At 69.8% G+C, this 25523-nt stretch carries 25 protein-coding genes; 8 read left to right on the top strand and 17 right to left on the bottom strand.

What is annotated here, in order from left to right; translation table 11 throughout:
- Positions 1–5: 5 nt before the first annotated feature.
- The 7 genes from IE307_RS45875 to IE307_RS45845 all read right to left on the bottom strand — a co-directional run bounded on the left by IE307_RS45875 (position 6) and on the right by IE307_RS45845 (position 6056).
- Complete coding sequence (locus IE307_RS45875; protein ID WP_191305806.1) at positions 6–737, bottom strand: SDR family oxidoreductase; 732 nt, start codon at positions 735–737, stop codon at positions 6–8.
- 296 nt (positions 738–1033) lie between these two features.
- Positions 1034–2053, bottom strand: a complete 1020-nt coding sequence (locus tag IE307_RS45870; RefSeq protein WP_191305805.1) for an LCP family protein — start codon at positions 2051–2053, stop codon at positions 1034–1036.
- A gap of 77 nt (positions 2054–2130) precedes the next feature.
- Positions 2131–2517 (bottom strand): DUF3037 domain-containing protein, encoded by a 387-nt coding sequence (locus IE307_RS45865; RefSeq protein ID WP_191305804.1) that lies wholly within the window; start codon positions 2515–2517, stop codon positions 2131–2133.
- Positions 2501–3280: a HipA family kinase gene (locus IE307_RS45860; protein ID WP_191305803.1), complete on the bottom strand. Its 780-nt coding sequence runs from the start codon at positions 3278–3280 to the stop codon at positions 2501–2503. The genes IE307_RS45865 and IE307_RS45860 overlap by 17 nt, the downstream gene beginning before the upstream one ends.
- A gap of 51 nt (positions 3281–3331) precedes the next feature.
- Positions 3332–3970 (bottom strand): SGNH/GDSL hydrolase family protein, encoded by a 639-nt coding sequence (locus tag IE307_RS45855; RefSeq protein ID WP_229905690.1) that lies wholly within the window; start codon positions 3968–3970, stop codon positions 3332–3334.
- A gap of 49 nt (positions 3971–4019) precedes the next feature.
- A complete protein-coding gene (locus IE307_RS45850; RefSeq protein ID WP_229905689.1) occupies positions 4020–5075 on the bottom strand; it encodes a lactonase family protein in 1056 nt (351 codons plus the stop codon).
- Between the two features lie 150 nt (positions 5076–5225).
- The gene (locus IE307_RS45845; RefSeq protein WP_191305800.1) at positions 5226–6056 is read right to left on the bottom strand and encodes a PPK2 family polyphosphate kinase; all 831 of its coding nucleotides are present in this window, start codon (positions 6054–6056) and stop codon (positions 5226–5228) included.
- A gap of 176 nt (positions 6057–6232) precedes the next feature.
- On the opposite strand from IE307_RS45845, the gene rocD reads away from it, so the two are divergent.
- From rocD to IE307_RS45830, 3 genes are all read left to right on the top strand, one after another.
- A complete protein-coding gene (rocD, locus tag IE307_RS45840; protein ID WP_191305835.1) occupies positions 6233–7441 on the top strand; it encodes an ornithine--oxo-acid transaminase in 1209 nt (402 codons plus the stop codon).
- A gap of 79 nt (positions 7442–7520) precedes the next feature.
- Positions 7521–8906: a DUF2252 domain-containing protein gene (locus tag IE307_RS45835; protein WP_191305799.1), complete on the top strand. Its 1386-nt coding sequence runs from the start codon at positions 7521–7523 to the stop codon at positions 8904–8906.
- Positions 8907–8950: 44 nt separating this feature from the next.
- On the top strand, positions 8951–9358 hold the full coding sequence (locus tag IE307_RS45830) for a GNAT family N-acetyltransferase (protein WP_191305798.1): 408 nt from the start codon (positions 8951–8953) through the stop codon (positions 9356–9358).
- A 54-nt stretch (positions 9359–9412) separates the two neighbouring features.
- Here the strand turns inward: IE307_RS45830 and IE307_RS45825 are convergent, their stop codons facing one another.
- The 3 genes from IE307_RS45825 to zapE form a co-directional block, all read right to left on the bottom strand.
- Positions 9413–11008 (bottom strand): ABC-F family ATP-binding cassette domain-containing protein, encoded by a 1596-nt coding sequence (locus IE307_RS45825; RefSeq protein WP_191305797.1) that lies wholly within the window; start codon positions 11006–11008, stop codon positions 9413–9415.
- Positions 11009–11057: 49 nt separating this feature from the next.
- A complete protein-coding gene (locus IE307_RS45820) occupies positions 11058–11303 on the bottom strand; it encodes a DUF3040 domain-containing protein (protein ID WP_191305796.1) in 246 nt (81 codons plus the stop codon).
- A gap of 73 nt (positions 11304–11376) precedes the next feature.
- Positions 11377–12369 carry a cell division protein ZapE gene (zapE, locus tag IE307_RS45815; protein WP_191305795.1) on the bottom strand — a complete coding sequence of 331 codons (993 nt, stop codon included), beginning with the start codon at positions 12367–12369 and terminating at the stop codon, positions 11377–11379.
- A gap of 66 nt (positions 12370–12435) precedes the next feature.
- On the opposite strand from zapE, the gene IE307_RS45810 reads away from it, so the two are divergent.
- Together IE307_RS45810 and IE307_RS45805 are read left to right on the top strand one after the other, a co-directional pair.
- On the top strand, positions 12436–13089 hold the full coding sequence (locus IE307_RS45810) for a dihydrofolate reductase family protein (RefSeq protein ID WP_229905688.1): 654 nt from the start codon (positions 12436–12438) through the stop codon (positions 13087–13089).
- Between the two features lie 17 nt (positions 13090–13106).
- A complete protein-coding gene (locus IE307_RS45805) occupies positions 13107–14171 on the top strand; it encodes an ATP-dependent DNA ligase (RefSeq protein ID WP_191305793.1) in 1065 nt (354 codons plus the stop codon).
- On the opposite strand, the gene IE307_RS45800 is transcribed toward IE307_RS45805, so the two are convergent.
- On the bottom strand, positions 14168–15037 hold the full coding sequence (locus IE307_RS45800; protein ID WP_229905687.1) for an EamA family transporter: 870 nt from the start codon (positions 15035–15037) through the stop codon (positions 14168–14170). The two genes, IE307_RS45805 and IE307_RS45800, sit on opposite strands and share 4 nt — an antisense overlap.
- 113 nt (positions 15038–15150) lie before the next feature.
- Here IE307_RS45800 and IE307_RS45795 point away from each other — a divergent pair, with 113 nt between their 5' ends.
- Entirely contained in the window at positions 15151–16653 is a 1503-nt protein-coding gene (locus IE307_RS45795) for an alpha/beta fold hydrolase (protein WP_229905686.1), read from the top strand.
- 4 nt (positions 16654–16657) lie between these two features.
- Here IE307_RS45795 and IE307_RS45790 read toward each other — a convergent pair whose 3' ends face one another.
- The 6 genes from IE307_RS45790 to IE307_RS45765 all read right to left on the bottom strand — a co-directional run bounded on the left by IE307_RS45790 (position 16658) and on the right by IE307_RS45765 (position 22945).
- Entirely contained in the window at positions 16658–17320 is a 663-nt protein-coding gene (locus IE307_RS45790) for a hypothetical protein (protein WP_191305790.1), read from the bottom strand.
- A gap of 317 nt (positions 17321–17637) precedes the next feature.
- Positions 17638–18333, bottom strand: a complete 696-nt coding sequence (locus tag IE307_RS45785) for a DUF6319 family protein (RefSeq protein WP_191305789.1) — start codon at positions 18331–18333, stop codon at positions 17638–17640.
- Between the two features lie 118 nt (positions 18334–18451).
- Positions 18452–18670 (bottom strand): DUF8847 domain-containing protein, encoded by a 219-nt coding sequence (locus tag IE307_RS45780; protein WP_191305788.1) that lies wholly within the window; start codon positions 18668–18670, stop codon positions 18452–18454.
- Positions 18671–18879: 209 nt separating this feature from the next.
- Positions 18880–21303 (bottom strand): NACHT domain-containing protein, encoded by a 2424-nt coding sequence (locus IE307_RS45775; RefSeq protein WP_191305787.1) that lies wholly within the window; start codon positions 21301–21303, stop codon positions 18880–18882.
- Positions 21304–21334: 31 nt separating this feature from the next.
- Positions 21335–22336 carry a non-homologous end-joining DNA ligase gene (gene ligD / locus IE307_RS45770; RefSeq protein WP_191305786.1) on the bottom strand — a complete coding sequence of 334 codons (1002 nt, stop codon included), beginning with the start codon at positions 22334–22336 and terminating at the stop codon, positions 21335–21337.
- Positions 22337–22345: 9 nt separating this feature from the next.
- A complete protein-coding gene (locus tag IE307_RS45765) occupies positions 22346–22945 on the bottom strand; it encodes a TetR family transcriptional regulator (RefSeq protein WP_191305785.1) in 600 nt (199 codons plus the stop codon).
- A 40-nt stretch (positions 22946–22985) separates the two neighbouring features.
- Here IE307_RS45765 and IE307_RS45760 point away from each other — a divergent pair, with 40 nt between their 5' ends.
- Together IE307_RS45760 and IE307_RS45755 are read left to right on the top strand one after the other, a co-directional pair.
- Complete coding sequence (locus IE307_RS45760) at positions 22986–24131, top strand: acyl-CoA dehydrogenase family protein (RefSeq protein ID WP_191305784.1); 1146 nt, start codon at positions 22986–22988, stop codon at positions 24129–24131.
- 10 nt (positions 24132–24141) lie between these two features.
- Positions 24142–25311, top strand: a complete 1170-nt coding sequence (locus IE307_RS45755) for an acyl-CoA dehydrogenase family protein (RefSeq protein ID WP_191305783.1) — start codon at positions 24142–24144, stop codon at positions 25309–25311.
- The last annotated feature ends 212 nt before the right edge of the window (positions 25312–25523 follow it).

Here is a 25523-nt window from a genome sequence, read left to right as displayed (position 1 = left end):
ACTCCTCATTGAGCTGACCAGCCGCCATCGACGGCCAACGACGTACCGGTGACAAAACTGTTGTCGCACAACCACAGCACCGCGGAGGCCACCTCGGAAGGCTCCATCATCCGTTTGACCGCGCTGCGTTGGAGGAAGATCCGCTCGGGCACTTCCGACTCGGGGATCCCGTGCACCTTCGCCTGGTCCGCGATCTGCTTCTCCACCAACGGGGTCCGGACGTACCCGGGCGCCACGCAGTTGGAGGTCACGCCGTGCGGAGCGCCTTCCAGCGCGGCGACCTTGGAGAACCCCTCCAGGCCGTGCTTCGCGGCGGTGTAGGCGGACTTGAACGCGGAGGCGCGGACGCCGTGCACGCTGGTGATGTGGACGAGCCGGCCCCAGCCGCGCTCGTACATGTGCGGCAGCACGTGCCGGGTGAGGCGGAACGCGGCCCCGACCATCAGTTCCAGCATCGTCGAGAAGCGCTCGACGGGGAACTCGTGGATGGGCGCGACGTGCTGCACGCCGGCGTTGTTGACGAGGACGTCGATCTCGGCGGGCAACGCGTCGACAGGACCGGTGAGGTCGAGGACGTGGCCGACGCCGCCGAGTTCTTCGGCGAGGGAGTGGACTTTCGGGTCGAGGTCGACCAGGTGGACCTCGGCGCCCTCCTCGGCCAGCGCGCGGGCGCAGGCCAGGCCTATGCCGCTCGCGGCTCCGGTGATCAGCGCGGTGTGACCCGTGACACTCGACATGCCGAGAACGGTAGGCGTGTTGTGACGGGGTCAACATGTGGAGAACCCACATAACGCCTGGTCACAAGATGGCTTTAGCCAACATTTAGCGCCGAGGGGGCATATGTGGCCGAACGGCTGGGTAAAGAGGCGTAAGCTCCCGTCACCTGAACGGGGGAAGATCCGTACGAGGGGGACCCACAGCCATGTCCACGACACCTATTTACGACGACCTCCTGCGCGAGCTCGAAGGCATCACGCAGGAGGCCGGTTTGACGAGCTCGGAGCCCACGCCCGAGCCGGTCAAGTCCTGAGAACTACTTCGGAGGGGCGATCAGCTCGGCGGGCACCGGCTGGTCCTTGCTGATCAGGTCGAACAGCTGTGACGCCTTCTCCTTGTTCCACTGCACGACCGAGCCCGCACCGGGCACCGTCGGCGTGCCGCCCACCGGCACCGTCCCGCTCGTCGCCTCGCTCATGTTGAGCGCGACGCTCGCCAGGTGCCACACGTGGTCGTCGTCGTTGACCGACACCGCTCCGGACGCCGCGTTCATCAGGGGGATGACGCGGAACGGGTTCGCGAGCGTGGCCGGGCTCTTGACCTTCGCGAACAGCGCCGACAGGAACTGGCGCTGGTTCTGCACGCGCTGCAGGTCGGCCGTCGCGAACGCGCGGGTCCGCACGAACCCGAGAGCCTGCGGCCCGTCGAGCTCCTGGCAGCCCGCGGGCAGGTCGATGCCGGCCAGCGGGTCCTTGATGGGCTGGTCGAGGCAGAGGTCGACACCGCCGACCGCGTCGACCATGTCGGAGAACCCGCCGAAGCCGATCTCCATGTAGTGGTCGATCCGCACGCCGGTGGCGCCCTCGACGGTCTGCACGAGCATCTGCGGCCCGCCGAACGCGTACGCCGCGTTGACCTTGTTGCGCCCGTTCTCCGGGATCGCGACGTAGGAGTCACGCGGGATCGACACCAGCACCGGCTTGGCCGCGCTGTTGTCCGGCAGGTGCAGCATCATGATGGTGTCGGTCCGCCGTCCGGCGGCGTCACCGGTGGCGAGCGCGTCCTTCTGCTCCTGCGTCAGGCCTTCCCGCGCGTCCGATCCGACGAGCAGCCACGTGGTGCCCGGCGTCTCGGCGGGACGGCCCTCGTAGTCCGGCAGCGCGTTGATCCGGGTCAGCGTCGAGTCGACGTAGAACCCGAATCCGACGGCTCCCAGGACCAGGACGAGCAGCAGCACCAGAATGACGCGTCCCGGACGCCTCTTCTTCTTCATCGGCCGCTGCGGCGGCATGGGACGCCGCGGCTGCTGGTAGCCGTGGTGATACCCAGCGCTCATGTGTCGCCAACCCCGATCGCTTCAAGTTTCGCTTTGCAACTAGGGACGCCGTTCGTCCCCTTAGGTTGCGAGGAAACCTACCGGGGTGGCAGCACCAACGCCTCGAAAAGCCTGGTGACCTCGGCGGACGGGTCGTCGGTCCAGCCCGTGTGAGCGGGGGACGTCTGCACGATCGTGCTGCGCGGCGCCGTCAGCCAGCGGAAGCGCTGCCCGACGGTCGTGCCGCTGACCGGGCCGGCCGCCGGAGCGCCGTCGCACGAGTTCGCGAGGTGCTCGAGACTGCTCTCGAGCACCTCGACGTCGAGGTGCGGGTCCAGCACCCGCAGCCGGTCACCGTCCACATGGGTCTTGGCGCACAGGAAGTCCAACGGCGCGCAGTAGACGATCACGCCGACGTTCATGAACTCACCACGCTCCTGCCGCGGCACGGCCCGCAGCAGCGCGTACTCAAACACGTGCGGCACGCGCGGCCTCCAGCGAGTCGACCCAGCCGCGGTTCGCGAGGCGGTAGGTGAAGAAGTCCTTGTAGCGCTGGCGAAGTTCAGCCGGATCGCCTTCGAGCCACTCGTCGGGGACGAGCGCGAGCACCTCGTCCAGCAGCTCCGGTGTGACCCTGCCCGCCATCTCCGCGTCCACTTCGGACACCGAGGCCGCGTTGGGCAGCATCGCGTGGTCCGAGGCGTCGTAGCGGTAGTCCTTGGTAGCCGGGCGATCCTCACTCCACGAGTAGTGGAAGTACAGCGCGGCGCCGTGGTCGATGAGCCACGGTTCGCGGTGCCACAGCAGCATGTTCGGGTTGCGCCAGCTGCGGTCCACGTTGAGCACCAGCGCGTCGAACCACAGCAGCCTCGACGCGAGCTCGGCTCCGGGATCGCGCACGACCGGGTTGAAGTCGAACGAGCCGGGCAGGTAGTCGAGCCCGAGGTTGAGGCCGCCGCTGGCCCGCAGCAGCTCCTGGACCTCCTGGTCGGGTTCGGCGCGCGCCAGCTCGGGGTCGAGGTGCACCAGGACGATCTCGGGTATCCGGAAGCCCAGCCTGCGCGCGAGCTCGCCCACGACGATCTCGGCGACCAGCACCTTGACGCCCTGTCCGGCGCCCCGGAACTTGACCACGTACATACCCAGGTCGTCGGCCTCGACCAGCCCCGGCATCGACCCGCCCTCGCGGAACGGGGTGACGTACCGGGTGGCCGTGACCTCCCTGAGAAGACTCCCTGCCACATTCACCGGCGCATGATCACACGGGAAGTGCCCCTGAGCCGAGCGGGATACCGGCGGTCAGGAGCCCAGTGCCGCGAAGTAGGCGGCCTGACCTGCCGCGTTCGGGTGGTAGGAGTCTGCGGTCGGGCTGGTCAGCCCGGTGATCCAGGGCTGCTCAGCGCACACGCCGTGGTCCGCAAACGCTTCCCTCACGTCGACGTACCGCGCACCGGCGCGTCCGGCGGCCTTCGCGATCTCGTCGGAGAGCTGGTCGGCGGCGTCGTTGAGCGCCGGCGACGCCGTCCTGATCGCGGCGTAGGTGGTGTCGAGCCGGCCGGGCAACTGCCCGTGGACGAAGCCGACGGCCGTGGCGACCCGTTTCGAGCAGGCCGCGTCACCGTTGAGGGTGCAGGTCGTCAGCACGTCGGCGAACCCGAGGTCGTTGCCGCCGATGGTGATCGTGACCAGCGTCGTGGCGGGTGTCAGCGCCCTGAGCTGCGGCCTGAGCGACTTCGTGGTCGCCCCGCTGCAGGCCACGAACTTGAACGACGCGAACTCCCGGCCGCGCAGGGCGGGATGGGCGTTCGCGCTGCGGCGGCACGAGCCGTCCACATAGGAACCGGCGCCCGCCCCGGACGCGTAGGAGTCGCCGAGTGCGACGTACTCCGGGGCGATCGGTGCGGGCGCCAGCAAGGCGAGTGCGAGTACTCCGGCCATGATTCCCATGTAGCCGGAGTACCACTGTGGACGGTCGCGCTGAAGGGCGTTAACCCAGTCGGGTGGGCAGCACGCAGACCGGGATGGCGGTCTGCAGCGCCGTGCCGGACGGGGTCAGCTTCCCGGTCGCCTTGTCCACCGTGAACGACGTGACGTTGTTCGAGTTCTGGTTGGCGGCGAACAGCAACGCCCCGGACGGGTCGAACGTGATGTGCCTCGGGTACTTGCCGCCGACCGGCGTCGTGCCGACGAGCGTCAGCCCCGTGCCGTCGACCGCGAAGTGCGCGATGCTGTCGTGCCCGCGGTTCGACAGGTAGACGTGCTTGCCGTCACCCGAGACCAGCACCTCGGCCGGGTAGTTCTTCACGCCCCCGGACGGCGCGGTCGGCAGCACCTGACCCGGCGTGAGCTTCCCGTCGGCGTAGGCGCAGGACACGATGGTCGAGTCCAGCTCGTTCGCGACGTAGGCCGTCCTGCCGTTCGGGTGGAACGCGATGTGGCGCGGCCCGGCGCCCGGCTTGACCTTGGCCTGCGAGACCTGCGTCAGCTTCCCGCCGGTGAACGAGTAGAAGAACACCGAGTCCGCGCCGAGGTCGACTGCCGCCGCGTACTTGCCGGCCGGGTCGAACACGACGTGGTGCGCGTGCGGGCCCTCTTGGCGCTCCGGGTCCGGACCCGTGCCCTTGTGCTGCACCTTCTGCGTGCGGGCGCCGAGGCTGCCGTCCGCGTTGACCGGGAAGACGCTGAGCGAGCCGGACGAGTAGTCGGCCGTGATCAGGTGCTTGCCGGACGGGTCGAGCGTCAGGTGGCACGGGTCGGCACCACCGGTCGGCTGCTTGTTGATCACCTTCAGCGTGGCCGCGTCGATCGCGGTGACCTCGCCCTTGGTGTTCTCGTTGACGGCGTAGAGGAACCTGCCGTCCCGTGACTCGATCACGAAGGACGGGTTGACCACGCCCGTGATCGTGCCGGTGGTCCTGAGCTGCCCGGTCGCGGTGTCGTAGGTGCCGATGCCGATGCCCTTGGCTCCCCCGCTCCACGTCGTGTAGGCGCCGAAGAACACTCTCCGGGTGGCGGCAGCCGCCTCAGCGGTCCCTCCGGTCATCAGCAGTCCAGCTCCTACGCCCATGGCTCCGAGAAATCGTCGCCGGTCCACACCCACGTCCGCACCTCCGGGATAAGCTTTTCGGCGGCGGCGCGACCCACACTGGCCCAGACCACTACGGCCAGGCAATAGGTGCAATCAAGATTGCGTCTAGCGCAACGGGTCGTTGTTGACCAACCGGGCCTTCTCGGCCTCGAGGTCGTAGGCGGGCGGCGGGAACTTCGGGTCCATCTCGCGCAGCGTCTCCAGCAACAACTGGCTGATCGCCCAGTTCCGGTACCACTTGCGGTCCGACGGGATGCCGTACCAGGGCGTGTCCCGGCAGTTCTTCAACGCCTGCGTGTAGGCGTCCTGGTACTTCGACCACTTCGACCGGACGTCGATGTCCGCGGGGTTGTACTTCCAGTTCTTCCTCGGGTCGTCCAGGCGCGCGAGCAGCCGTTCCTTCTGGACCTCCGGCGAGATGTGCAGGAAGCACTTGATCAGCGTGACGCCGGAGTCCGCGAGCTCCCGCTCGAACTCGTTGATCTCCTTGTACCGCGTGCGGAGCTCCGCGGCGTTGATCAGGCGCTCGACCTTCGGCACGAGCACGTCCTCGTAGTGGGAGCGGTCGAACGCGCCGATACGGCCCTTCTCGGGCAGGACCTTGCGGATGCGCCAGAGGTAGTGGTGGCGGAGCTCGGCGGCGGTCGGTTTCTTGAACGACGCGATGCGCACGCCCTGCGGGTTCACCAGGCCCATGACGTGGCTGACCACGCCGCCCTTGCCCGAGGTGTCCATGCCCTGCAGCACGAGCAGCACCGCGCGAGAATTCTCCGCGTACAGCGCTTCCTGCAGGCCGTCCAGCTCCTCACCGGTGGCGACCAGGTCCTCGGCCGCCTCCTTCTTGTTCCTGGGGCCGATCGGCCGACCGGCCGGGTCGAGGGTGGAGAGGTCCACCTCATCGAGACGCAGGGCATCACGAACCGACTTCTTCGCCATCATCAGACCGTAGCGATTCACCGCCCAGTCCGCCTGTTGTGCAAGACATCACCACTGATTGGTGAATCTACGCAACGAACTGAGGCAGTGCGCAATGCTTGACGGATGAAATCGCATGTTCCGGCCCCTAGCCTTGGAGGATGACCGCCATCGCTGCGCACTCGACCTCGGAGACCATGAATTTGGCTAGCGCTGACTACGTCGCCATGGACGAAGAATGGAGCACGCACAACTACCACCCGCTCCCGGTGGTGATCTCGCACGGCGAGGGCTCGTGGGTCACCGACGTCGAAGGACGCCGCTACCTGGACTTCCTGTCCGGCTACTCGTCGCTGAACTTCGGGCACCGCCACCCCGCCCTGGTGGCCGCCGCCGTCGAGCAGCTCGGCCGCGTCACGCTGACCAGCCGCGCGTTCCACCACGACCAGTTCGGCCTGTTCTGCCGCGAGCTCGCGGCCCTGACCGGCACCGAGATGGTGCTCGCGATGAACTCCGGCGCCGAGGCCGTCGAGTCCGCGATCAAGGTCGCGCGCAAGTGGGCGTACCAGGTCAAGAAGGTGCCGGAGGGCACCGCCGAGATCATCGTCGCCGGGTCGAACTTCCACGGCCGCACCACGACGATCGTGTCGTTCTCGACCGACGAGACGGCGCGCAACGACTTCGGGCCGTTCACGCCCGGTTTCAAGGTCGTCAAGTACGGCGCCCTGGACGAGATCGAGTCCGCGATCTCGCCGCGCACCGCCGCCGTGCTGCTGGAGCCGATCCAGGGCGAGGCCGGCGTCGTCGTGCCGCCCGCCGGGTACCTGGCCGGGATCCGCCGCCTGTGCGACGAGCACGACGTGCTGATGATCGCCGACGAGATCCAGTCCGGGCTAGGCCGCACCGGCGAGCTGTTCGCGCTGGACCACGAGGGCGTGCGCGCGGACCTCTACACGCTCGGCAAGGCCCTGGGCGGCGGCATCCTGCCGGTCTCCGCCGTGGTCGGGTCGCGCGCGGTGCTGGGCGTGCTGAAGCCGGGTGAGCACGGGTCGACGTTCGGCGGCAACCCGCTGGCCTGCGCGGTCGGCCGCGCGGTCGTGCGGCTGCTGGCGACCGGTGAGTTCCAGGAGCGCTCGCGCCGGCAGGGCGCGTACCTGCACGCGGAACTGAACAAGCTCGTCGGGCACGGGGTGGCCGAGGTGCGCGGGCGCGGGCTGTGGGCCGGTGTCGAGATCGCGCCGGGCGGCCCGGTCGGCCGTGCCGCGTCCGAGGCCCTCGCGACCCGCGGGGTGCTGTGCAAGGAGACGCACGCGTCGACGTTGCGCGTCGCGCCGCCGTTGGTGATCACGCGCGACGAGATCGATCTGGGCGTCCGGGCGATCGCCGAGGTCGTTCGTCCTGTTTAGGACTATTTCCACGCCTGGCTAGGTCACAAATGCGGCGGACGGGCCACTTTGCCCGTCCGCCGCATGCATCATGACCTGCATGGGTGAACGGGTGCGTGCGCGGGCCGCCGCCGCTTTGGGCAGATGGGTCGAGCCGGAAGAGGTCTACGCCAGGGGCCGTGCGTTGCGGTCCTCAGTGGACTTCAAGGCGCACCGGCCCATGTCGCTCGCCCCGAAGCGCCCGTCCGTGCTGGAGTTCGTGCGTGCCAGCAACGAGGGCCGGATCGAGAACCTGATCCCGTTGCGGGTCGGGCGGATGCTCGAGAACCCGTTCGCGTTCTTCCGCGGCGCCGCCGGGCTGCAGGCGGGTGATCTCGCCGCCGGGTGCTCGACGGGACTTCACGCTCAGTTGTGCGGTGATGCACACGCGGCGAACTTCGGCCTCTACGGCACGCCCGAGGGCCAGATCGTCATGGACATCAACGACTTCGACGAGACGCTGCCCGGCCCGTGGGAGTGGGACCTCAAGAGGCTGGTCGCGTCCCTGGTGCTGGCGGGCCGGGTCGGTGGCGTGTCGGACAAGGGCTGCCGCGACGCGGCCGAGGACGCCGTGAGCGCCTACCGGGGCACGATCAAGCACCTCGCGGAGATCCCGTTCATGGACTCGTGGACCGCGCTGGGCGACGAGTCGACGCTGTCGAAGGTCAAGGCCGACGACCTGATCAACGACTTCTCCAAGGCCGCCGAGAAGTCGCGCAAGAACACGAGCGCGAAGTTCGCCGCGAAGTGGACCGCGCACGACGGCGAGAAGTGGCGGTTCATCACGAACCCGCCGACCTTCACCGAGGCCACTCCCCCGACCGCCGCGGCCGTGATCGCCTCGCTGCCGTCCTACGTGGACACCCTGCGCGAGTCGCGGACCAACCTGATCATGCGCTACGGCGTGTCGGACGTGGCGTTCCGCGTCGTCGGCACCGGCAGCGTCGGACTGCGCAACTACCTGATCCTGTTGCACGGCAACGGCTCCGAAGCCCTCGTCTTGCAGGCCAAGGAGGCCAGGCCGTCCGCGCTGCAGCCGTTCCTCGACGTCGAGCCCGCCAAGCACGAGGGCAAGCGGATCGTGCACGGCGCCCGGCTCGTGCAGGCGGAGACGGACATCCTGCTGGGCTGGACGACGATCGAGGGCCGGCACTTCATCGTGCGGCAGTTCCGCAACCGCAAGGGCGAGATCGACGCGACCACGCTCAAGCGCGACGACCTCGACGACTACGGCCGCTTCGCCGGCGCGCTGCTGGCCCGCGCGCACACCCGTTCGCTGGACCCGCGCCTGCTCGCCGGGTACTTCCAGAACGGCGGTGGCAACGACCTGGACGAGGCGTTCGCCAAGTACGCGTTCGACTACGCCGACCAGACCGAGGCGGACCACGCGGCGCTCGTCGGTCTCGTCAAGAACGGGAAGCTGCCCGCCGTCGTCGAGGACCGCTGACGCGCCTTCGGGCCCGCACCGCGCAGTTGACCTAGCCTGGCGGTATGAAGATCCGCCGCGCCGCCTCCGCCGACGACGTGTTCGCCGCCGCGCACCTGTTCGACGCGCCGCCGCGGCCGGACCCGACGACGCGGTTCCTGGCGCAGGACCACAGCCACCTGCTGATCGCGTACGTCGGCGACCAGCCGGCCGGGTTCGTCTCCGGGGTGGAGACCACGCACCCGGACAAGGGCACCGAGATGTTCCTCTACGAGCTGGGCGTGGACGACTCCTTCCTGCGCCGCGGCATCGGCACGGCACTGGTGGAAGCGCTGAAGACCCTTGCCGTGGAACGGGGTTGCTACGCGATGTGGACCGGCACCGCCGCGGGTGACACGGCGGCGCAGGCCACCTACCGCAAGGCGGGCGGGTCGATCGACGACGGCGCCTTCGTCAGCTGGGACCTCGGCTAGGCGCTGTCCTGCAAGCCTCGTTCGCGATAGTCGAACGGGCTTGCAGGACAGCGCCTATGTCCAGACCGGTTCGTCCACTTCGGACACCCTGCCGTCCGCCCGGAAGTGCAGGAACCGGTCGAACGACTTCGCGAACCACCGGTCGTGCGTGACGGCGACGACCGTGCCCTCGAAGTCGTTCAGCGCGTTCTGCAACGCCTCCGCCGACGCGAGGTCGAGGTTGTCCGTCGGCTCGTCGAGCAGCAGCAACGTCGCCCCGGACAGCTCCAGCAGCAGGATCTGGAACCGCGCCTGCTGGCCGCCGGAGAGGTTCTCGAAGCGCTGGTCGCCCGCCTGGTGCAGGCCGTAGCGCTGCAGCACCGACATCGCGGCGCCCCTGTCCTTGCCGGAACGCTGGCCCTCACCGTGCCAGAGGATGTCGACGAGCGTGCGGCCGAGCCACTCCGGGTGCTCGTGCGTCTGCGCGAACAGGCCGGCCACGACGCGTGCGCCGAGCTTCCACTTGCCGGTCGTGCGGACGTCGTCGCCGCCGAGCAGCCGCAGGAAGTGGCTCTTGCCGGAGCCGTTCGAGCCCAGCACCGCGACCCGGTCGCCGAAGAAGATCTCCTGCGAGAACGGTTTCATCAGCCCGGTCAGCTCGAGCGCCTCGCACGTGATCGCGCGCACGCCGGTGCGACCGCCCTTGAGCCTCGGGGTGACCTTCTCGTCCTGAGGGATCTCCGGCGGCGGGCCCGCCTGCTCGTACCGTTCGAGGCGCGCGGCCATGACCCGGTACTTCTGGGCCATCACCTCGGAGGACTTGGCCAGTTGCTGGAGCGTGCGGACGAGGTCCTTGAGCCGTTCGTGCTCCTCGTTCCAGCGCCGGTGGTCCTCCAGCAGCCTGTCGATGCGTTTCGCGCGGGCGCCGTGCCACGTCCCGAACGAGCCCGCGTGCGTCCAGGTGGTGTGCGCCTCGACCGTGACGACGTGCGTGGCCGCGGTGGACAGCAGCTCGCGGTCGTGGCTGACGACGAGAACGGCCTTGTCGGTGGCCTTGAGGCGGTCCTCCAGCCAGCGCTTGCCGGGGACGTCGAGGTAGTTGTCGGGCTCGTCGAGCAGCAGGACCTGCTCGTGGCCGCGCAGCAGCGTTTCGAGGACCAGCCGCTTCTGCTCGCCACCGGAGAGGGTGCGCACCTCGCGGAACCGGGCCCGGTCGTAGGGCAGGCCGAGCGCGGCGACGGTGACGGTGTCCCAGAGGACCTCGATGTCGTACCCGCCGGCCTCGCCGTAACTCGTCAGGGCGTTGGCGTAGCGCATCTGGGTGGCTTCGTCGTCGGTGTCCATCAACGCGAGCTCGGCGTCGTCGAGCTCCTTCGCCGCCCTGCGCAGCGCGTCGGGCGCGACGGACAGCAACAGGTCGCGCACGAGGCTCTCGTCGCGGACCGAGCCGATGAACTGCGGCATCACCGCGAGCCCGCCCTGCACGTGCACGCTGCCCTGCTTCGGGACGAGCTCCCCCGACAGGATCCGCTGCAGCGTCGTCTTGCCGGCACCGTTGGCGCCCACGAGCGCGACCACGGTCCCGCCGCTCACCTTGAACGAGACGTCGCGGAACAGCTCCCTGCCGTCGGGCAGGGTGTACGCGAGCCCGTTCGCTTCCAGATAACCCACGCCGGAGATGGTCGGGGGCTCCGGCCGGGAACGCCAGCGAGTTTCCCGGCTACCGGAGGCGGAGCGGGTACCGGCGGAACACCAGCACCGCCGCCGTGACCAGCAGGCACTGGAAAGCGGGGCCGAACGCGCCGATCACCGTCAGCAGCACCGTGAGGCCACCGAAGACGACCAGGAGTCCGTAGAACAACCAGGGATGCACCTGGCGGTTCATCGTGCGGGCGAACCTCGGTTCGTCCGCGAGCAACCGCTGCTCGATCTCCTGAAGCGAGCGGCGTTCGGCTTCACTCAGCATCAATGCCTCCGGAGGACGTCGGGAAGTCATCATTCCCGCCCGTCCTCCAGTGGATACTCGAACGCCCTCGTAGTCAAACCCTCGACAGTGCGACCAATCGGCTGACAGCTCGCAGGTACTTCTTCCGGTAGCCGCCGCGCAGCATCTCGTCGGTGAACAACTCCGACAGCGGCTGCCCCGACACCGCCACCGGGATGTCGCGGTCGTAGAGCCTGTCGCCGAACGCCACGAGCCGCAGCCCGACGCTCTGGTCCGGTGCCGGCTTCACGTCCTTGAGGTGCACGGCGGTGACGCCGTCGAGCAGCCTGCCGTACTTCGACGGGTGGATGCGGGCCAGCGCCCCGCACAGCTCGCCGAAGTCGTCGAGCGTCGAACCCTCGGTGTTGGAGGCTCTGACGACCAAGTCGGTGTCTGACATCGGTGAAGGGGCCTCAGGCAGGCCGCGGTGGCGGTAGTCGGGGCCGTCGACGCGCACGACGTCGAACTTCGACGACATCGACTGGATCTCGCGCAGGAAGTCCGCGGCGGCGAAGCGGCCCTCGCCGAGCTTGTCCGGCAGCGTGTTCGAGGTGGCGGCGACGTGCACGCCCGCCGCCATCAGCTCCTTGATCAGGCGGGTGACCAGCATCGTGTCGCCGGGGTCGTCGAGCTCGAACTCGTCGATGGCGAGCAGCTTGTGGCCCGACAGCCGCTTGACGGCCTCGGGGAAGGTCAGCACGCCGACCATGTTCGTGAGCTCGACGAACGTGCCGTACGCCTTCGGGCCCGGCACGGCGTGCCACAGGGAGGCGAGCAGGTGGGTCTTGCCGACGCCGAAGCCGCCGTCGAGGTAGAGGCCGAGCCTGCCCGGTTCCTCCTCGCGCGAGCCGAACAGCGACCACTTCCTACGGCGGGTGCTGACCCGCGCGGCGAACAGGCTGCCGGCCTCCACGGCGGCGGCCTGCGACGGCTCGTCCGGGTTCGGGATGTAGGTGTCGAAGCTGACCGTGTCGAACCTCGGTGGCGGGACCAGGTTCTCGATCAGTTCGTCGGGACTGACCTGGGGATCCCGGTCGGACAGGCGCATGCCGGGAGCTTATCGGCGTGGTGGGATGGCTCAGTGGAGATGTTGTGGCCCTCACCGGGCGTTGAGATGACCGACACAGCTCTCGAGTCGCTGTACGCCTACCCGCCGGACCGCACGTGGGTGACCGCGAACTTCGTGTCCAGCGTGGACGGTGCGGTGTCGGTCGACGGGCGCTCGGCCGGGCTGGGCTCGCCCGCGGACCGGCGGATCTACCTGCTCGGGCGTGAGCTCGCGGACGTGGTGATGGTGGGCGCCGGGACCGTGCTGGCCGAGGGGTACCGGGGTGCGCGGCGTTCGAGGCCGTTGCCGATCGCGGTCGTGACGGCCCGTGGATCGCTCACGCCGGACATGCCGCTGTTCACCGACACGTCCGTGCCGCCGATCGTGATCACCTGCGAGGCCGCCCGGATGCCCTCGTTGCCGGCCGAGGTGGTCGTCGCCGGGGACACCGACGTCGACCTGGAGGTCGCGGTCGCCGCGCTCGCGGCACGGGGACTGCACCGGATCAACCTCGAAGGCGGGCCGCGGCTGTTCGGGTCGATGGTGGCCGGAGGGCTGGTGGACGCCCTGAACCTGACGATCGCCCCGGTGCTCGCGGTGGGGGGCGCGTCGCGGATCGCGCACGGTTCGGTGACCCCGCCCGTGGACCTCGCGCTCGCGTCGGTGCTGCGCGCGGACGACGTGCTGTTGCTGCGGTACCAGCGGCGGAATTCCAGCTGAAGGGGCAGGATGTGCGGGTGGACCTACCGCTGACGCCACCCCTGCAGCCGATGCTCGCCACCGCGGTGGCCGGGATCCCGGACGACGCGAACCTGTTCTTCGAACCGAAGTGGGACGGGTTCCGGTGCGTGGTCTTCCGCTCCGGTGACGAGGTGCTGCTGCAGTCGCGCAGCGGCAAGCCGCTCAACCGCTACTTCCCCGAGGTCGTCGCGTCGATGCTCGACGTGCTGCCCGAGCGGGTGGTCGTCGACGGCGAGCTCGTGGTCGCGAAGAACGACGAGCTGGACTTCGACGCGTTGTCCGAGCGCATCCACCCGGCGGCCTCGCGGGTGACGATGCTGTCGGAGTCGACGCCGGCCACGTTCGTCGCGTTCGACCTGCTGGCGCTGGGGTCCGAGGTGCTGCTGGAGTCGCCGACGGTCGCGCGGCGCGAGGCGTTGCTGAACCTGCCGGGGCTGAACGTGACGCCCGCGACCACGTCCGTCGAGACGGCGCGGCAGTGGTTCAGGCTGTTCGAGGGCGCCGGGCTGGACGGCGTGATGGGCAAGCCGTCGGACGGCCCGTACACGCCCGGCAAGCGTTCGATGATCAAGGTGAAGCACGCCCGCACCGCCGACGTCGTGCTCGCGGGCCTGCGCTGGCACAAGGACACCGAGCCCGGCACGGCGGTCGGTTCGCTGCTGCTCGGCGTCTACGACTCGGACGACCTGCTGCACCACATCGGCGTCTGCGGTTCGTTCAAGGCGGCCGAACGCCGTGAGCTGGCCGCCGAGCTGGCACCGCTGATCACGACCGGCGACGACCACCCGTGGGCGGACCCGAAGCCGGGACAGCGGATCCCCGGCGAGATCAACCGGTGGCGCGGCAAGCAGGCCGAGTACGTGGCGTTGCGGCCCGAGCGCGTGCTGGAGATCCACTACACCCAGACCGAGGGCGAGCAGCCCGTGCGGCTGCGGCACAACGGCCAGTTCGCGCGGTGGCGGCCGGACCGCGAACCGCTGTCGTGCCGCTACGACCAGCTCGAGATCCCGGCCCGCTACGACGTGGCGTCGGTGCTGAAGGGCGAGCTCCGGGCCCGTTAGACGTCGGGCCGGGCCGATCTCGTCGCGCCGACCGACGCGATCACCACGCAGCAGACGGCGACCCACTGGACGGGTTTCAGCTGCTCGCCGAGCAGCAGCAGGCCGGCGACGGCGGCAACCGCCGGTTCCATCGACATCAGGACGCCGAACACGCGCGGCGGCATGCGGCGCAACGCCTGCAGCTCCAGCGAGTACGGGACGACCGACGACATCAGCGCGACCGCGAACCCGGCCGCGAGCACGACCGGGTCGAGGATCGCGGTGCCCGCCGACGTGACGCCGAACGGCAGCGCCACCACCGACCCGACCACCATCGCGAGCGCGAGGCCCTTGCCGTCCGTGGTCTGGCTGCCGAGCCTGGCCGTCACGAGGATGTACGCCGCCCAGCACGCGCCCGCGGCGAGCGCGAACAGCACGCCCGTCCACAACAGACCGCCCTGCACGCGGGTGAGCAGCACGACCCCGATTCCGGCGAGCAGCACCCACACGCCGTCGAGCCAGCGCCGTGACCCCGCGACGGCCACCGCGAGGGGTCCCAGGAACTCGATCGTCACGGCGGCGCCGAGCGGGATGCGGGCGAGCGAGGCGTAGAAGAAGAGGTTCATCGCGGCGAGCACCGCGCCGTAGGTGACGACGGTGATCAGCGTGCGGCGGTCGAGCCGCAGGGACGGGCGCCAGATCGCGACGAGGATGAGCGCGGCCATGACCAGCCGCAACGCCACCGTGCCCGCCGAGCCCGCGACCGCGAACAGCTGCTTCGCGAAGGCGGCGCCGACCTGCACGCTGACGATGCCGAGCAGCACGAGCGCCGTCGGCGGGATGCCGCCCGCGAGACGTGCGGCGGACAGCCGGTCGGTGGAGGCCATGTGCCCCATCCTGACTCACTGGGTTCTCACCTGCGGCGTGCGACGCTCAGCCTCCCGGAGTGTGGATGAAGGTGAGGAAATCTGTGCGTCGCGCTGCCTTGGTCCTACTGGCAGTGAGCGTGCTGACGGCGTGCAGCGCGGGTCCCTCGAACCGGCCGGTGATCGCGGTCAAGGGTGAGGAGAACCAGCCCGTCGACCAGAGCGCGCTCGCCGGGCCGCAGCCCGTGCCCCCGCTGAGCGAGTACAAGACGGACTCGCTGCAGTGGTCGCAGTGCGACGAGCAGATGAAGGACCGCTTCGGCGCGGACGCTCCTCCCGGCGACCAGAAGTACGAATGCGCGCGCATGACCACCGTGCTCGACCCGCCGGGACGCCCCGGCCGCGGTCAGCTCGGCATCGCGCTGACGCGCGTCGGCACGGGCAAGAGCGCGCTGGTCGTCGTCACCGACCCCGGCGGCGAGCCCGGCACCCTGAAGGCCGCGCGGCTGGCGGCGGCGTTGCCGAAGGACGTCCTCAGCACGTACACGATCATCGGCGTGGACCGGCGGGGCACGGGCCGTTCGGACGGCATGTCGTGCGTGCCCCCGGCCACGCGCGCACAGCTCGTCGAGTACGACCCGGCCGAGACCGAGCAGTCCAACCTGGTGGTCGCCGCCGGCGAGGCGTCGCAGGAGTGCGTCCTCGACCTCGAGGGCAGGCTGACCGCGTTCGACTCGTGGCGCGCGGCCGCCGACCTCGAACGGCTCCGCGAGTTCCTCGGCTCCGACCGCCTCAACGCCATCGGCCTCGGCGAGGGCTCGCGCGTCATCACGACCTACGCGCAGCGCTACCCGAACCGCATCGGCCGCACCGTCCTCGACGGCGCCCCGGACCCCGCGCTGGACCAGGTGGGCGTCCTCGAGTCCCGCGCCATCGCGGCCGAGGCGACCTTCGACGCGTTCGCCCGCGACTGCAAGACCCGCGGCTGCGCCCTGGCGAACCCGCGCGAGGACGTCGCCGCCCTCCTGACCCAGCTGCGCTCCGGACGCGTGCGCGGCGAGTACGTCGACCTGACCCCCGGCTCCGCCCTGAACGCCGTCGTCGCGGGCCTCGCCGACCGCGCGAAGTGGCCCGCACTGGCCGACGCCCTCGTCAAGGCCCGCGCCGGCGACAGCACGGGCCTGTTCACCCTGCTCGACCCGCTCGTCAACGACCTGGACGAGAACCCGCCGCGCTTCGACGCGGGCCTGATCATCGGCTGCAACGACACCGCGACCCGCATCCCGCCGGACCGGGTGAAGGCCCTCACCGCCGACTGGCAGTCGAAGCACGCGATGTTCGGCGCCCTGTTCGCCCGCCAGCTGCTGCACTGCAACCCGTTCGTGCCGCCCAAGGCCGAGAAGGTCGAACCGCTCAAGAGCGCGCCGCCGGTCGTGGTTCTGAGCACGGCCAACGACGTTTCCACTCCCGCTCCCGGGACCGAGCACGCGGCGCAGCGGTTGCCCGGGTCGTCTTTGGTCGGGTGGCAGGGCAGTGGGCACGGTGCGCTGGGACTGTCGGGGTGTGCGACCACGGCGGCGCGGGACTACCTGGTGGACGCGAAGGTGCCGTCGAACGGCACCGTCTGCCCGCCCTGACCGGTCAGCGGACCGGGTGACCGGTCGCGGCGACCTCGTCAGCGACAGCGGTCAGGGTCGTGGCCGGGTTGAGCGCCATCACGACCGCCTCGGTCAGCGGTCGCCCGGTGAGGACGTGCCGCACCGCGGCGAGGTCGACCGGCATCTCGTAGTAGTCCTGCGCCCAGTCCTGGAACGCCTCGGGCGTGCCGTCGGTCAGCAGGGCGAACATCCAGTCGGCCCCGTCGTCGCCCTCCTCGGGGAACGCGATGTCGCCGTGCCGCCAGACGGTGTCGCCGTTCTCGCGCCACAGGCACACCGTGACGAACGGCATGCCCAACGCGTCGGAGAAAGCCGGTTCCTCCACGCACTGCCGGAACACGTCAGGCACGGAGTCGAGGACACCGGGCCACGCCTTTTCGTCGTCGGTGGCGTAAGGGCTCATCGGCGACTCGTGGTCGAACCCGCGCACGTACGCCCCCGCGGCCGTGAACACGACCGAGTACTCGTTGCCCGCACCGTCCCGCATGGACGCGAGCTGCTCTCCAGGAGCCCAGGCGGAGTCGTAGAGGTGGTAGCGGTCCTCGCTTCCGGGGTCGAGCACGACGTCCAGCACACCCAGCGCACGGCACAACGCGTGCAGTTCTGGGATGGCGGGCAGGCGTCGAGCGACGTCGTACGCGGTCACGCCGCCATCCAAGCAGGCGGGCCCGCTCCCCCACGGCACCGGGGACGTGGCACGGGGAGCCCTTCGCGCAACCGAGACGCGTTGAGGACTCCCCGCCCGAATTCTTCGTGTCAGCAGCTGGAACAGCAGCCGCAGCCGGGCCCCGTGCACCCGGAACAGCACCCACACGTACCCATCAGGGCCTCCCCGTCCTCAAAACCCGGACCTGCCGCGGGAACTCCGCAGACCTCACGGTCCGCCCCGGCACCAGCCCTGGGAACCCCCCTCACCCGAACGCGTGGGGACAACCACCGGGGCGGTCGCAGCCCGTGATACCGCTACGCGCCCAGGTCCTCCAGAGCCTTCTGCGCTGCCTCCAGTTCGGCGCGCAACTGCTCCACCCGGGCGAGCTGCTGTGCACGCGCCGCGTTCAGGACGCCCTCGACGATCTCGGCGACCTCGGGGGTGAGCAGCTTCGCGGCCTGGGCGACGGCGGCGGGCGGCACCGGTGTCGGCTTGACCGCCCGGCGGGTGCCCTGCAGCACCTCCACGGACCACTCGCCCTCGCCCGTCGTCACCAGCGTGACGGTGACCTCGGGGACGGTGGCGGCCTTGGCCGCGGGCTTGCGGGCGGGCTTCGCCGGCGCCTGCTCCACAGGAGCGGGGGCGGGAGCGGGTTTCGGCTTGGGGGCCGCGGGCTTCACCGGCGCCTCCGGAACGTAGGGGTGGATGACCTCAGTCTCGCGCGGCGGCTCCGGTGCCGCAGCGGGCGGGGCGGCCGGCTTCTTGCGGGGCGGGGGCTTCTCCAGCGTCAGCTCGGCGAGGCCGAACGACATCTCGTCCTTCGAACCCGTGGGCCGGACCTGGATGAAGTCGCCCTCGGGAGGATCCGTGACGGCCAGCAGCTTCGCCGACCTGCCCTCCTCCATGCCGACCGCGGCCGCCGTGAACCACACCATCGGCTGAGCGCCCTCGTCCAACTGCGCGCGCAGATCGGCGACGTCCTCCACCGACAGCCCGCTCTTCTTCACCATTGCGCCGCCTCCCCGTTCGAACACCTGTGCGTCAGCATGCCCTACACCCCCGACAATTCTGAGCACAGGGTCGGCAACAAGATCATCACCAGGGAACACGGCCGTACGAGCGCGGAACTCAGGCCTCCTCGGCCGTTTCGACCTCTCCGGCCCGCAGCCGGTACTCGCACCCGTACTCGACCGCGTACGAAAGGTCGTACAGGTGCACGATCTTCGGGCCGCCGTGCAGGTGCACGTACGTGACGGTCTGCTTCGGGTCGTCCGGCGTGGACGGCAACGAGTCGACCCTGCCGTCGAGGGGACCGCCGACGTACCGCACGACATAAGGCTGGGACATGACGACCTCCTCTCGCGTTTCGCCCAGTCTACGAGGTCGGCAACTGGATCCGTCGCCGATACAGCCGGTTGGCTCACTCACACGGATCCCCGCCGATCGCGCCGAGAACCCATTTTCCGTTGCCGCCCAACGCAAGCAGCCGTCCCAGCACCGCCGGCCACTCGATCGTGCCGCGCCATCACGATTCACGGCACGACTCGGCGTGATCATCACCGATTGGAATCGACGAACTCCGCCTCCCCTCGCCCCCACCTCCCCACCATCGCGCGGAAGGGCTCCAGTTCGGCGCCCACCGGGCAGAGCTCCAGCAGTCGCCGGGCGAGTTCGGGGCTCGGACCGGCGATCGCGGCCTCGATGATCGCGGCGAGCATCAGCGGACCCGGGATGCGCGACGCGGCCGCCGCGGCCCGGTCCGTCCGCCGGACTTCCTCGCCGAGCGCCGGCAACGCGGAGGCGGGCAGTGGCAGCACCAGGTGCCAGCACGTCTGCAGATGCCTGAACAGGTCGTTCGCGATCCAGCTGTCGCCGTACGACTTGACGGCGGGGCCGGGCACGTACCCGTCGACGCCCGGCAGCCGGGTGTAGACCGCGGCCCGGATCCCGTGCGCCCGCACGAACTCGGTCGCCGACAGGAGGCCGTGCCGCGCCTCTCCCAACCGCACCTCGTACGCGAGCGACGGCACGCGGACGGCGAGGGCCGCGCCGAGCCGGAGGTCGCTGCCGGGCTCGGCGCGGGCCAGCACGGCCCTTCCGACGTCCGCGGTGCGCGTCCGCTTCACCCGCCTCGCCGCCTTGAGCGCGGCGAGCAGGCGCTCGTCACCCGTGTGACCCAACAGCCAGAAAGCGTGTTCCAGCAACGATTCCGCCGTGGCCCTGCGCAGGTTGTTGTGCTCCAGGAAGGTCACGCAGAACGTGGTGACCTTGGGGTCGCGCCTCACCTTCTGCAGCATCAGGCCGATGCACACGTCACCGCCGTCAGCGCGGTAGCTGTCGTACAGCTGCAACGCGATCTGCGGAACGACCATGCTCTTGCCCGACGTGATCATCGGCAGCAGGCAGTCGACGATCTCCTCAGCGGTCTCCTCGGCGCACAGGACGTAGCAGGCCGTGTAGTACTCCATGAAGGTCCGGTGCGTGAAGCCGAACCGCCGCTCGCCGTCCAGCGAGGTGTCGACCTGGGTGAGCACCCACGCGCGTTCGGCGCAGTAGTCCAGGAACTCGCGCGCCTGCTGGTGGTACGACTGCCTGCCCTCCTCCTCGCGCTCGCGCAGGTGAGCGACCACCAGGCGTTCCAACGTCTTCTCGCCCTCGTCCCCCCGCCCGTTGAGCGCGAAGAAGAAGTGCTGCGCCAGCTCCTGCACGAGGAACTTCGCGAACTTCACCGACCGGATCACGGACGGCACCTGGCTCAGGGCGTCCCACCGGACCAGCATCAGTTCGGAACACTCGCGGTAGACGTCGGCGGCGTTCTCGGGGATGTAGCCGTCGTTCTGGTAGAGCATGCACAGCAAGGAGAGCATCAGCGGATTCGACCGGAGATCCGCCAGGTGCTCGCTGTCCCGCAGGAACGCCTTCGCCCGTGCCGGCGCGTACACCAGGCCGAACCAGGTGCGCACGTACCGCGCGACCTGATCGGGTTCGAAGTCCGGCAGCAAGTGCACGGGAAACGTCGTGGCGTCGAGCTTCGCGACCGGGTAGCTCTCCTGGCGGCACGTCACCACGACGCGAGCCAGCGGGAAGCGAGCCGCGAACGCCTCGATCGCCGCCACCGCCGCACGCCGGGCCTGGATGTCGCCGACCTCGTCCAGCCCGTCGAAGACCACCAAGGCCTCCCCGGCGTCGAGCAGGTCCGCGACGTGCCGGGGATCCTCCACCCGCTGGGTCAGCGTGCGCAGCTCCTCGGCGATGATCGTGACGAAGTCACCCGCCGGCTTCTGGTGTTGCTTGAGCTGCACCAGAAGTGGCACCAGAACCGCGCGGTGCAACAGCCGCCGGATGAACGTGCTCTTGCCCGCACCGGGATTCCCCACCACCACGAACCGCCGTTCGGCCACCTCGTCCTCGTCGACCGGGCAGTCGCCGCACCGCAGCTTGCGCGGCACGTAGATCTGGTCGACGGGGAACCGGAAGTCGGCCTTCGAATGCGGCATGACCAACCGCCCGTGGACACGCGCCGTCGCGGCACGGATCACCTCGCCCGTGGCCCGCGCCGCCGCCAGCCTGCCGATGTCCGCGGCGAGGCCGAGCCGTTCCGCGATCGGCCGGTCGGGCCCCGTCACGGTGATCCGGATCCGGTCGCGGCTGTCGACGGCGCGGTACGGCACGTCCTGCTCGATCACGGACCACAACGACGACGCGAAGTCGGCGGACCTCGCGCCCTCGTGGCGAACGGCCCGCTGGAACTCGCGGCGGAACGCCTCAGCGAGTTCTCCCCTGTCCACCGACTGGTAGAACTTGCCCTCTTCGGTGTAGTCGAGCTGACACAGCAGTTCCAGCAGCGAGGCGCAGGCGGGCCCACGCAGGTAGTCCTCGACGCGGCGGCGCACGAGGCCGGACATCGGCACGGAAGAGGCGCTCACCCAGCGCACGGCGGTCTCGGCCAAGTCCGCGACGACGGTCGCGATCGCTGTCACGCAGACAGGATCGGCTCCAAACGGTGCCCTGTTACTCCTGCTTGCGGGCGCGGGAGGGCTGCACGCGCAACGGCTCGCCCGGCATCTTCGGGTAGTCCGGCGGATAGGGCATCTCCCCACGCGGATCACCCGCGTACCACTCCAGCAGCGTCTCGATGCCGAACGCCTCCGAGTCCAGCGAGGCGTGCGGATCACCGCGCTCGGCGAGGTACCCCGGCACCGTCAGCACGTCGAAGTCGTCCGGATCCACAGTGGACAGTTCGTCCCACAGGACCGGCGTCGAGACGGTCGCGCGAGGGGTGCCGCGCACCGACCATGCCGAGGCGATCGTCCGGTCGCGGGCGGCCTGGTTGAAGTCGATGAACACGCGCTCGCCGCGTTCTTCCTTCCACCAGGCCGAAGTGGCGAGGGCCGGGGCGCGCTTCTCGACCTCGCGGGCCAGCGCGATCACGGCGTGGCGGACGTCGATGAAGTCCCACTCGGGCCGGATGCGCACGGCGACGTGGATGCCGCGGCCGCCGGAGGTCTTGGGGTAGCCGGTGAGGCCCGCGTCGGCGAGCACCTCGCGCAGGACCAGCGCCACGCGGGCGGCGTCGGAGAAGTCGGTGCCGGGCTGCGGGTCCAGGTCGATGCGAAGCTCGTCCGGGTGGTCGACGTCGGAACGGCGGACCGGCCACGGGTGGAAGTCGAAGGTGCCGAGGTTCGCGGCCCACACGATCACGGCTTCCGAGGTCGGGCAGATCTCGTCGGCGGGACGGCCGGAGGGGAAGCGGACCTGCACCGTCTCCACGTACGCGGGGGCGCCCTTGGGCACGCGCTTCTGGTAGAACGCCTCGCCCTCGACGCCGTCGACGTAGCGCTTCAGGACGACGGGGCGGTCGCGCAGCACCGACAGCAGGTGGGGTGCGACGGTGCGGTAGTACTCGACCACCTGCCCCTTGGTGATGCCGCGCGCGGGGAAGTACGGCTTGTCCGGGTTGGACACCCGGACGAGCTGGTCGCCTACCTCTAGCTCGATCGCCTTGGAAGCCACGGCAGAACCCTAAAGGCCGCGGACGAACGCCGCGAGCGCCAGTTCGAAGCTGTCGCGGTCGAGCTCGCGGGCGACGCCCGGCAGCAGGTGGGCGCGGTCGAGGTGCGGGTAGCGGTCGACGTAGTCCGCGGGGTCCGAGGAGAACCCGCTGGAGAACGAGCTCAAGGCCGCGCCGAACACGATGTACATGAGGCCCGCGGCGATCATCGTGGCCTCGCGGCGCGACCAGCCCGCGTCAACGAGGGCGCCGTGCAGCAGGTCGAGGCGTTGGAGGGACTCGTCACGGCCGGCGGGGCCGTACGCCAGGAACGGCACGATGTTCGGGTGCGTCAACAGGGCCGCACGGTACGAGCGCGCGCATCGGATCAGGCCCTCGCGCCAGTCCACCTCGAACCCCGAGACGTCGACGGCCGAGAGGACGGTCGACGCGATGTCGTTCAGGAGCTGGTCCTTGGTGCGCACGTGCCCGTAGAGCGACGCGGCCTGCACGCCCAGCTCCGCGGCGAGCTTGCGCATGGACAGGCCGTCGAGGCCGTCGCGGTCGATGATGGCCAGAGCCACCGACCTGATGCGGCCGGGACTCAGCAGAGGGGTGCTCGGCCGGGGCATGTGAGTTAACCTAACACTGTTCGGTTAGTCGGGAGGGTTCGTGGATCTAACGCTTTCGGACGAACACCGGCAGCTCAGGGAGCTGGCCCGGCGGTTCACCGACGACCGCATCGTGCCTCACGCCACGCGCTGGGACCGTGAGGAGGCGATCGACAGGGAGCTGGTCCCCGCCCTGGGCGAGGTCGGGTTCCTCGGGCTCGGCATCGACGAGCGCTACGGCGGGAGCGGCGGCGACAACCTCGCCTACTGCCTGGTCCTCGAAGAGGTCGCGCGCGGCGACAGCGCGGTCAGGGGCATCATCTCCGTCTCGCTCGGGCTGGTCGCGAAGTCGATCGCCCGGCACGGCACGGAGGAGCAGAAGCAGCGCTGGCTGCCCGGCCTCACCGCCGGCACGCAGATCGCCTGCTTCGCCCTCACCGAACCCGGCACCGGCAGCGACGCGGGCAACCTCGTCACCAAGGCCGTGAAGACGGACGGCGGCTACCGGATCACCGGCCGCAAGGTCTTCATCACCAACGGCACGTGGGCCGACGTCGCCCTCGTGTTCGCCCGCACCGGCGGACCGGGCCCGAAGGGCATCAGCGCGTTCCTCGTCCCCACGGACGCGCCCGGCTTCACGGCCACCGAGATCAAGGGCAAGCTCGGCATGCGCGGCCAGGCCACCGCCGAGATCACCCTCGACGACGTCGAGGTGGCGGAGGACGCCCTGCTCAGCACCGAGGGCTTCAAGCTCGCGATGGGCGCGCTCGACAAGGGCCGCATGTCCGTCGCGGCGGGCTGCGTCGGCGCCGCGAGGGGTGCCCTGGAGGCCGCGCTGAAGTACGCCGGGGAACGCGAGCAGTTCGGCAAGCCCATCGCGGGCTTCCAGCTCGTCCAGGAGCTCCTCGCCGACATGGCCGTGGAGACCGACGCCGCCCGGCTGCTGACGTGGCGCGTGGCCGATCTCGCCGACCGCGGTCAGCCGTTCGGCACCGAGGCGAGCATGGCGAAGCTCTTCGCCAGCGAGGCGGCGGTCAAGGTCGCCAACAACGCCATCCAGGTCTTCGGCGGGTACGGCTACATCGACGAGTACCCCGTGGGCAAGTACCTGCGGGACGCCAGGGTCACCACCCTCTACGAGGGCACCAGCCAGATCCAGAAACTGCTCATCGGTCGCGCGCTCACGGGCGTCAACGCGTTCATCTGAGAGGAAAGCAATGGACTTCACGCTCGACGAGGAGCAGAAGGAGATCCGCGACTGGGTGCGGACCTTCGTGCGCAAGGAGATCATCCCGCTGGAGCCCGAGGTGCTGCGCCGCGAACGCGCGGGCCAGCCGGGTCTGACCAGGGACGAGCTGAAGGCGCTGCAGGACAAGGCCAAGCAGGCCGGCTTCTTCGGCGTGCTGACGCCGCAGGAGTACGGCGGCATGGGTCTCGGCGCGGTCATGACGGCGCTGCTCGAGGCCGAACTGGGCCGCAGCTTCGTGCCGTTCCGCTTCGGCGGCTACGCGGACAACATCCTGTTCCACGGCAACGACGAGCAGAAGCAGCGCTACCTGCTGCCGACGATCTCCGGTGAACGCGTGTCGTGCTTCGCGATCACCGAGCCCGGCGCCGGCAGTGACGCCAAGGCCATCCGCACCACCGCCGTCCGGGACGGCGACGAGTGGGTGATCAACGGCGAGAAGACGTTCATCACGCAGGGCAACGAGGCCGACTTCGTGATGGTGTTCGCGGTGACGGACAAGGAGAAGGGCGCCGACGGCGGCGTCACGTGCTTCCTCGTCGACCGCGACATGGGCTGGAAGTCCGAGCCCATCCCGACCATGGGCCAGTGGGGTCCCGCGGCGCTCGTGTTCGACAACGTGCGCGTGCCGCACGAGAACATCCTCGGCGAGGAGGGCAAGGGCTTCCACCTCGCGATGCAGTGGATCGGCCAGGGCCGCTACCTGCTGCCCGCCCGCGCGATCGGCAGCGTCGAGCGGCTGGTCGAGATGGCGATCGAGCAGGCCAAGAACCGCGTCACGTTCGGCCAGCCCATCGCCGAGTACCAGGCCATCCAGTGGATGATCGCCGACTCGGCCGTCGAGATCGAGGCGCTGCGCTGGCTCGTGCTGCACGCCGCGTGGCTCGTCGACCAGAAGAAGGACTCGCGGCAGGCGCAGTCGATCGCGAAGCTCTACGGCGGCATCAAGGCCAACGAGATCGTCGACCGCGTGCTGCAGATCCACGGCGGCATGGGCTACACCCGCGAACTGCCGATCGAGCGCTGGTACCGCGAACTGCGGCTGCTGCGCATCTACGAGGGCACCGACGAGATCCAGCGCCGCACGATCGCCCGCAACCTGCTCAAGGGTCACGCGAACATCCGCGGCACGCTCGGCTAGCGCCTGTCCTGCAAGTCTCGTCGGGCGACAGCGGCAGGCGAGGGCCCCGGAGACGGCACCGCCGCAACGCCCGAATACGCCCGGTATGAGGGCGTGACGGCGGCACCGCCTCCGGGACTCTCGCCCGCGTCTCTCACCTGACGAACTTGCAGGACACGCCCTAGCTTGAGTTTTAACCTCTGAGCGGCTGGGTGAGACCCTGGTTGATCATG

Origin of the sequence: Lentzea cavernae (assembly GCF_014653695.1) — a bacterium.
Classification (GTDB): Bacteria; Actinomycetota; Actinomycetes; order Mycobacteriales; family Pseudonocardiaceae; genus Lentzea; species Lentzea cavernae.
The sequence above is the reverse complement of the archived record's forward strand: the minus strand, read 5'-3'. Positions and strand labels throughout refer to the sequence as shown.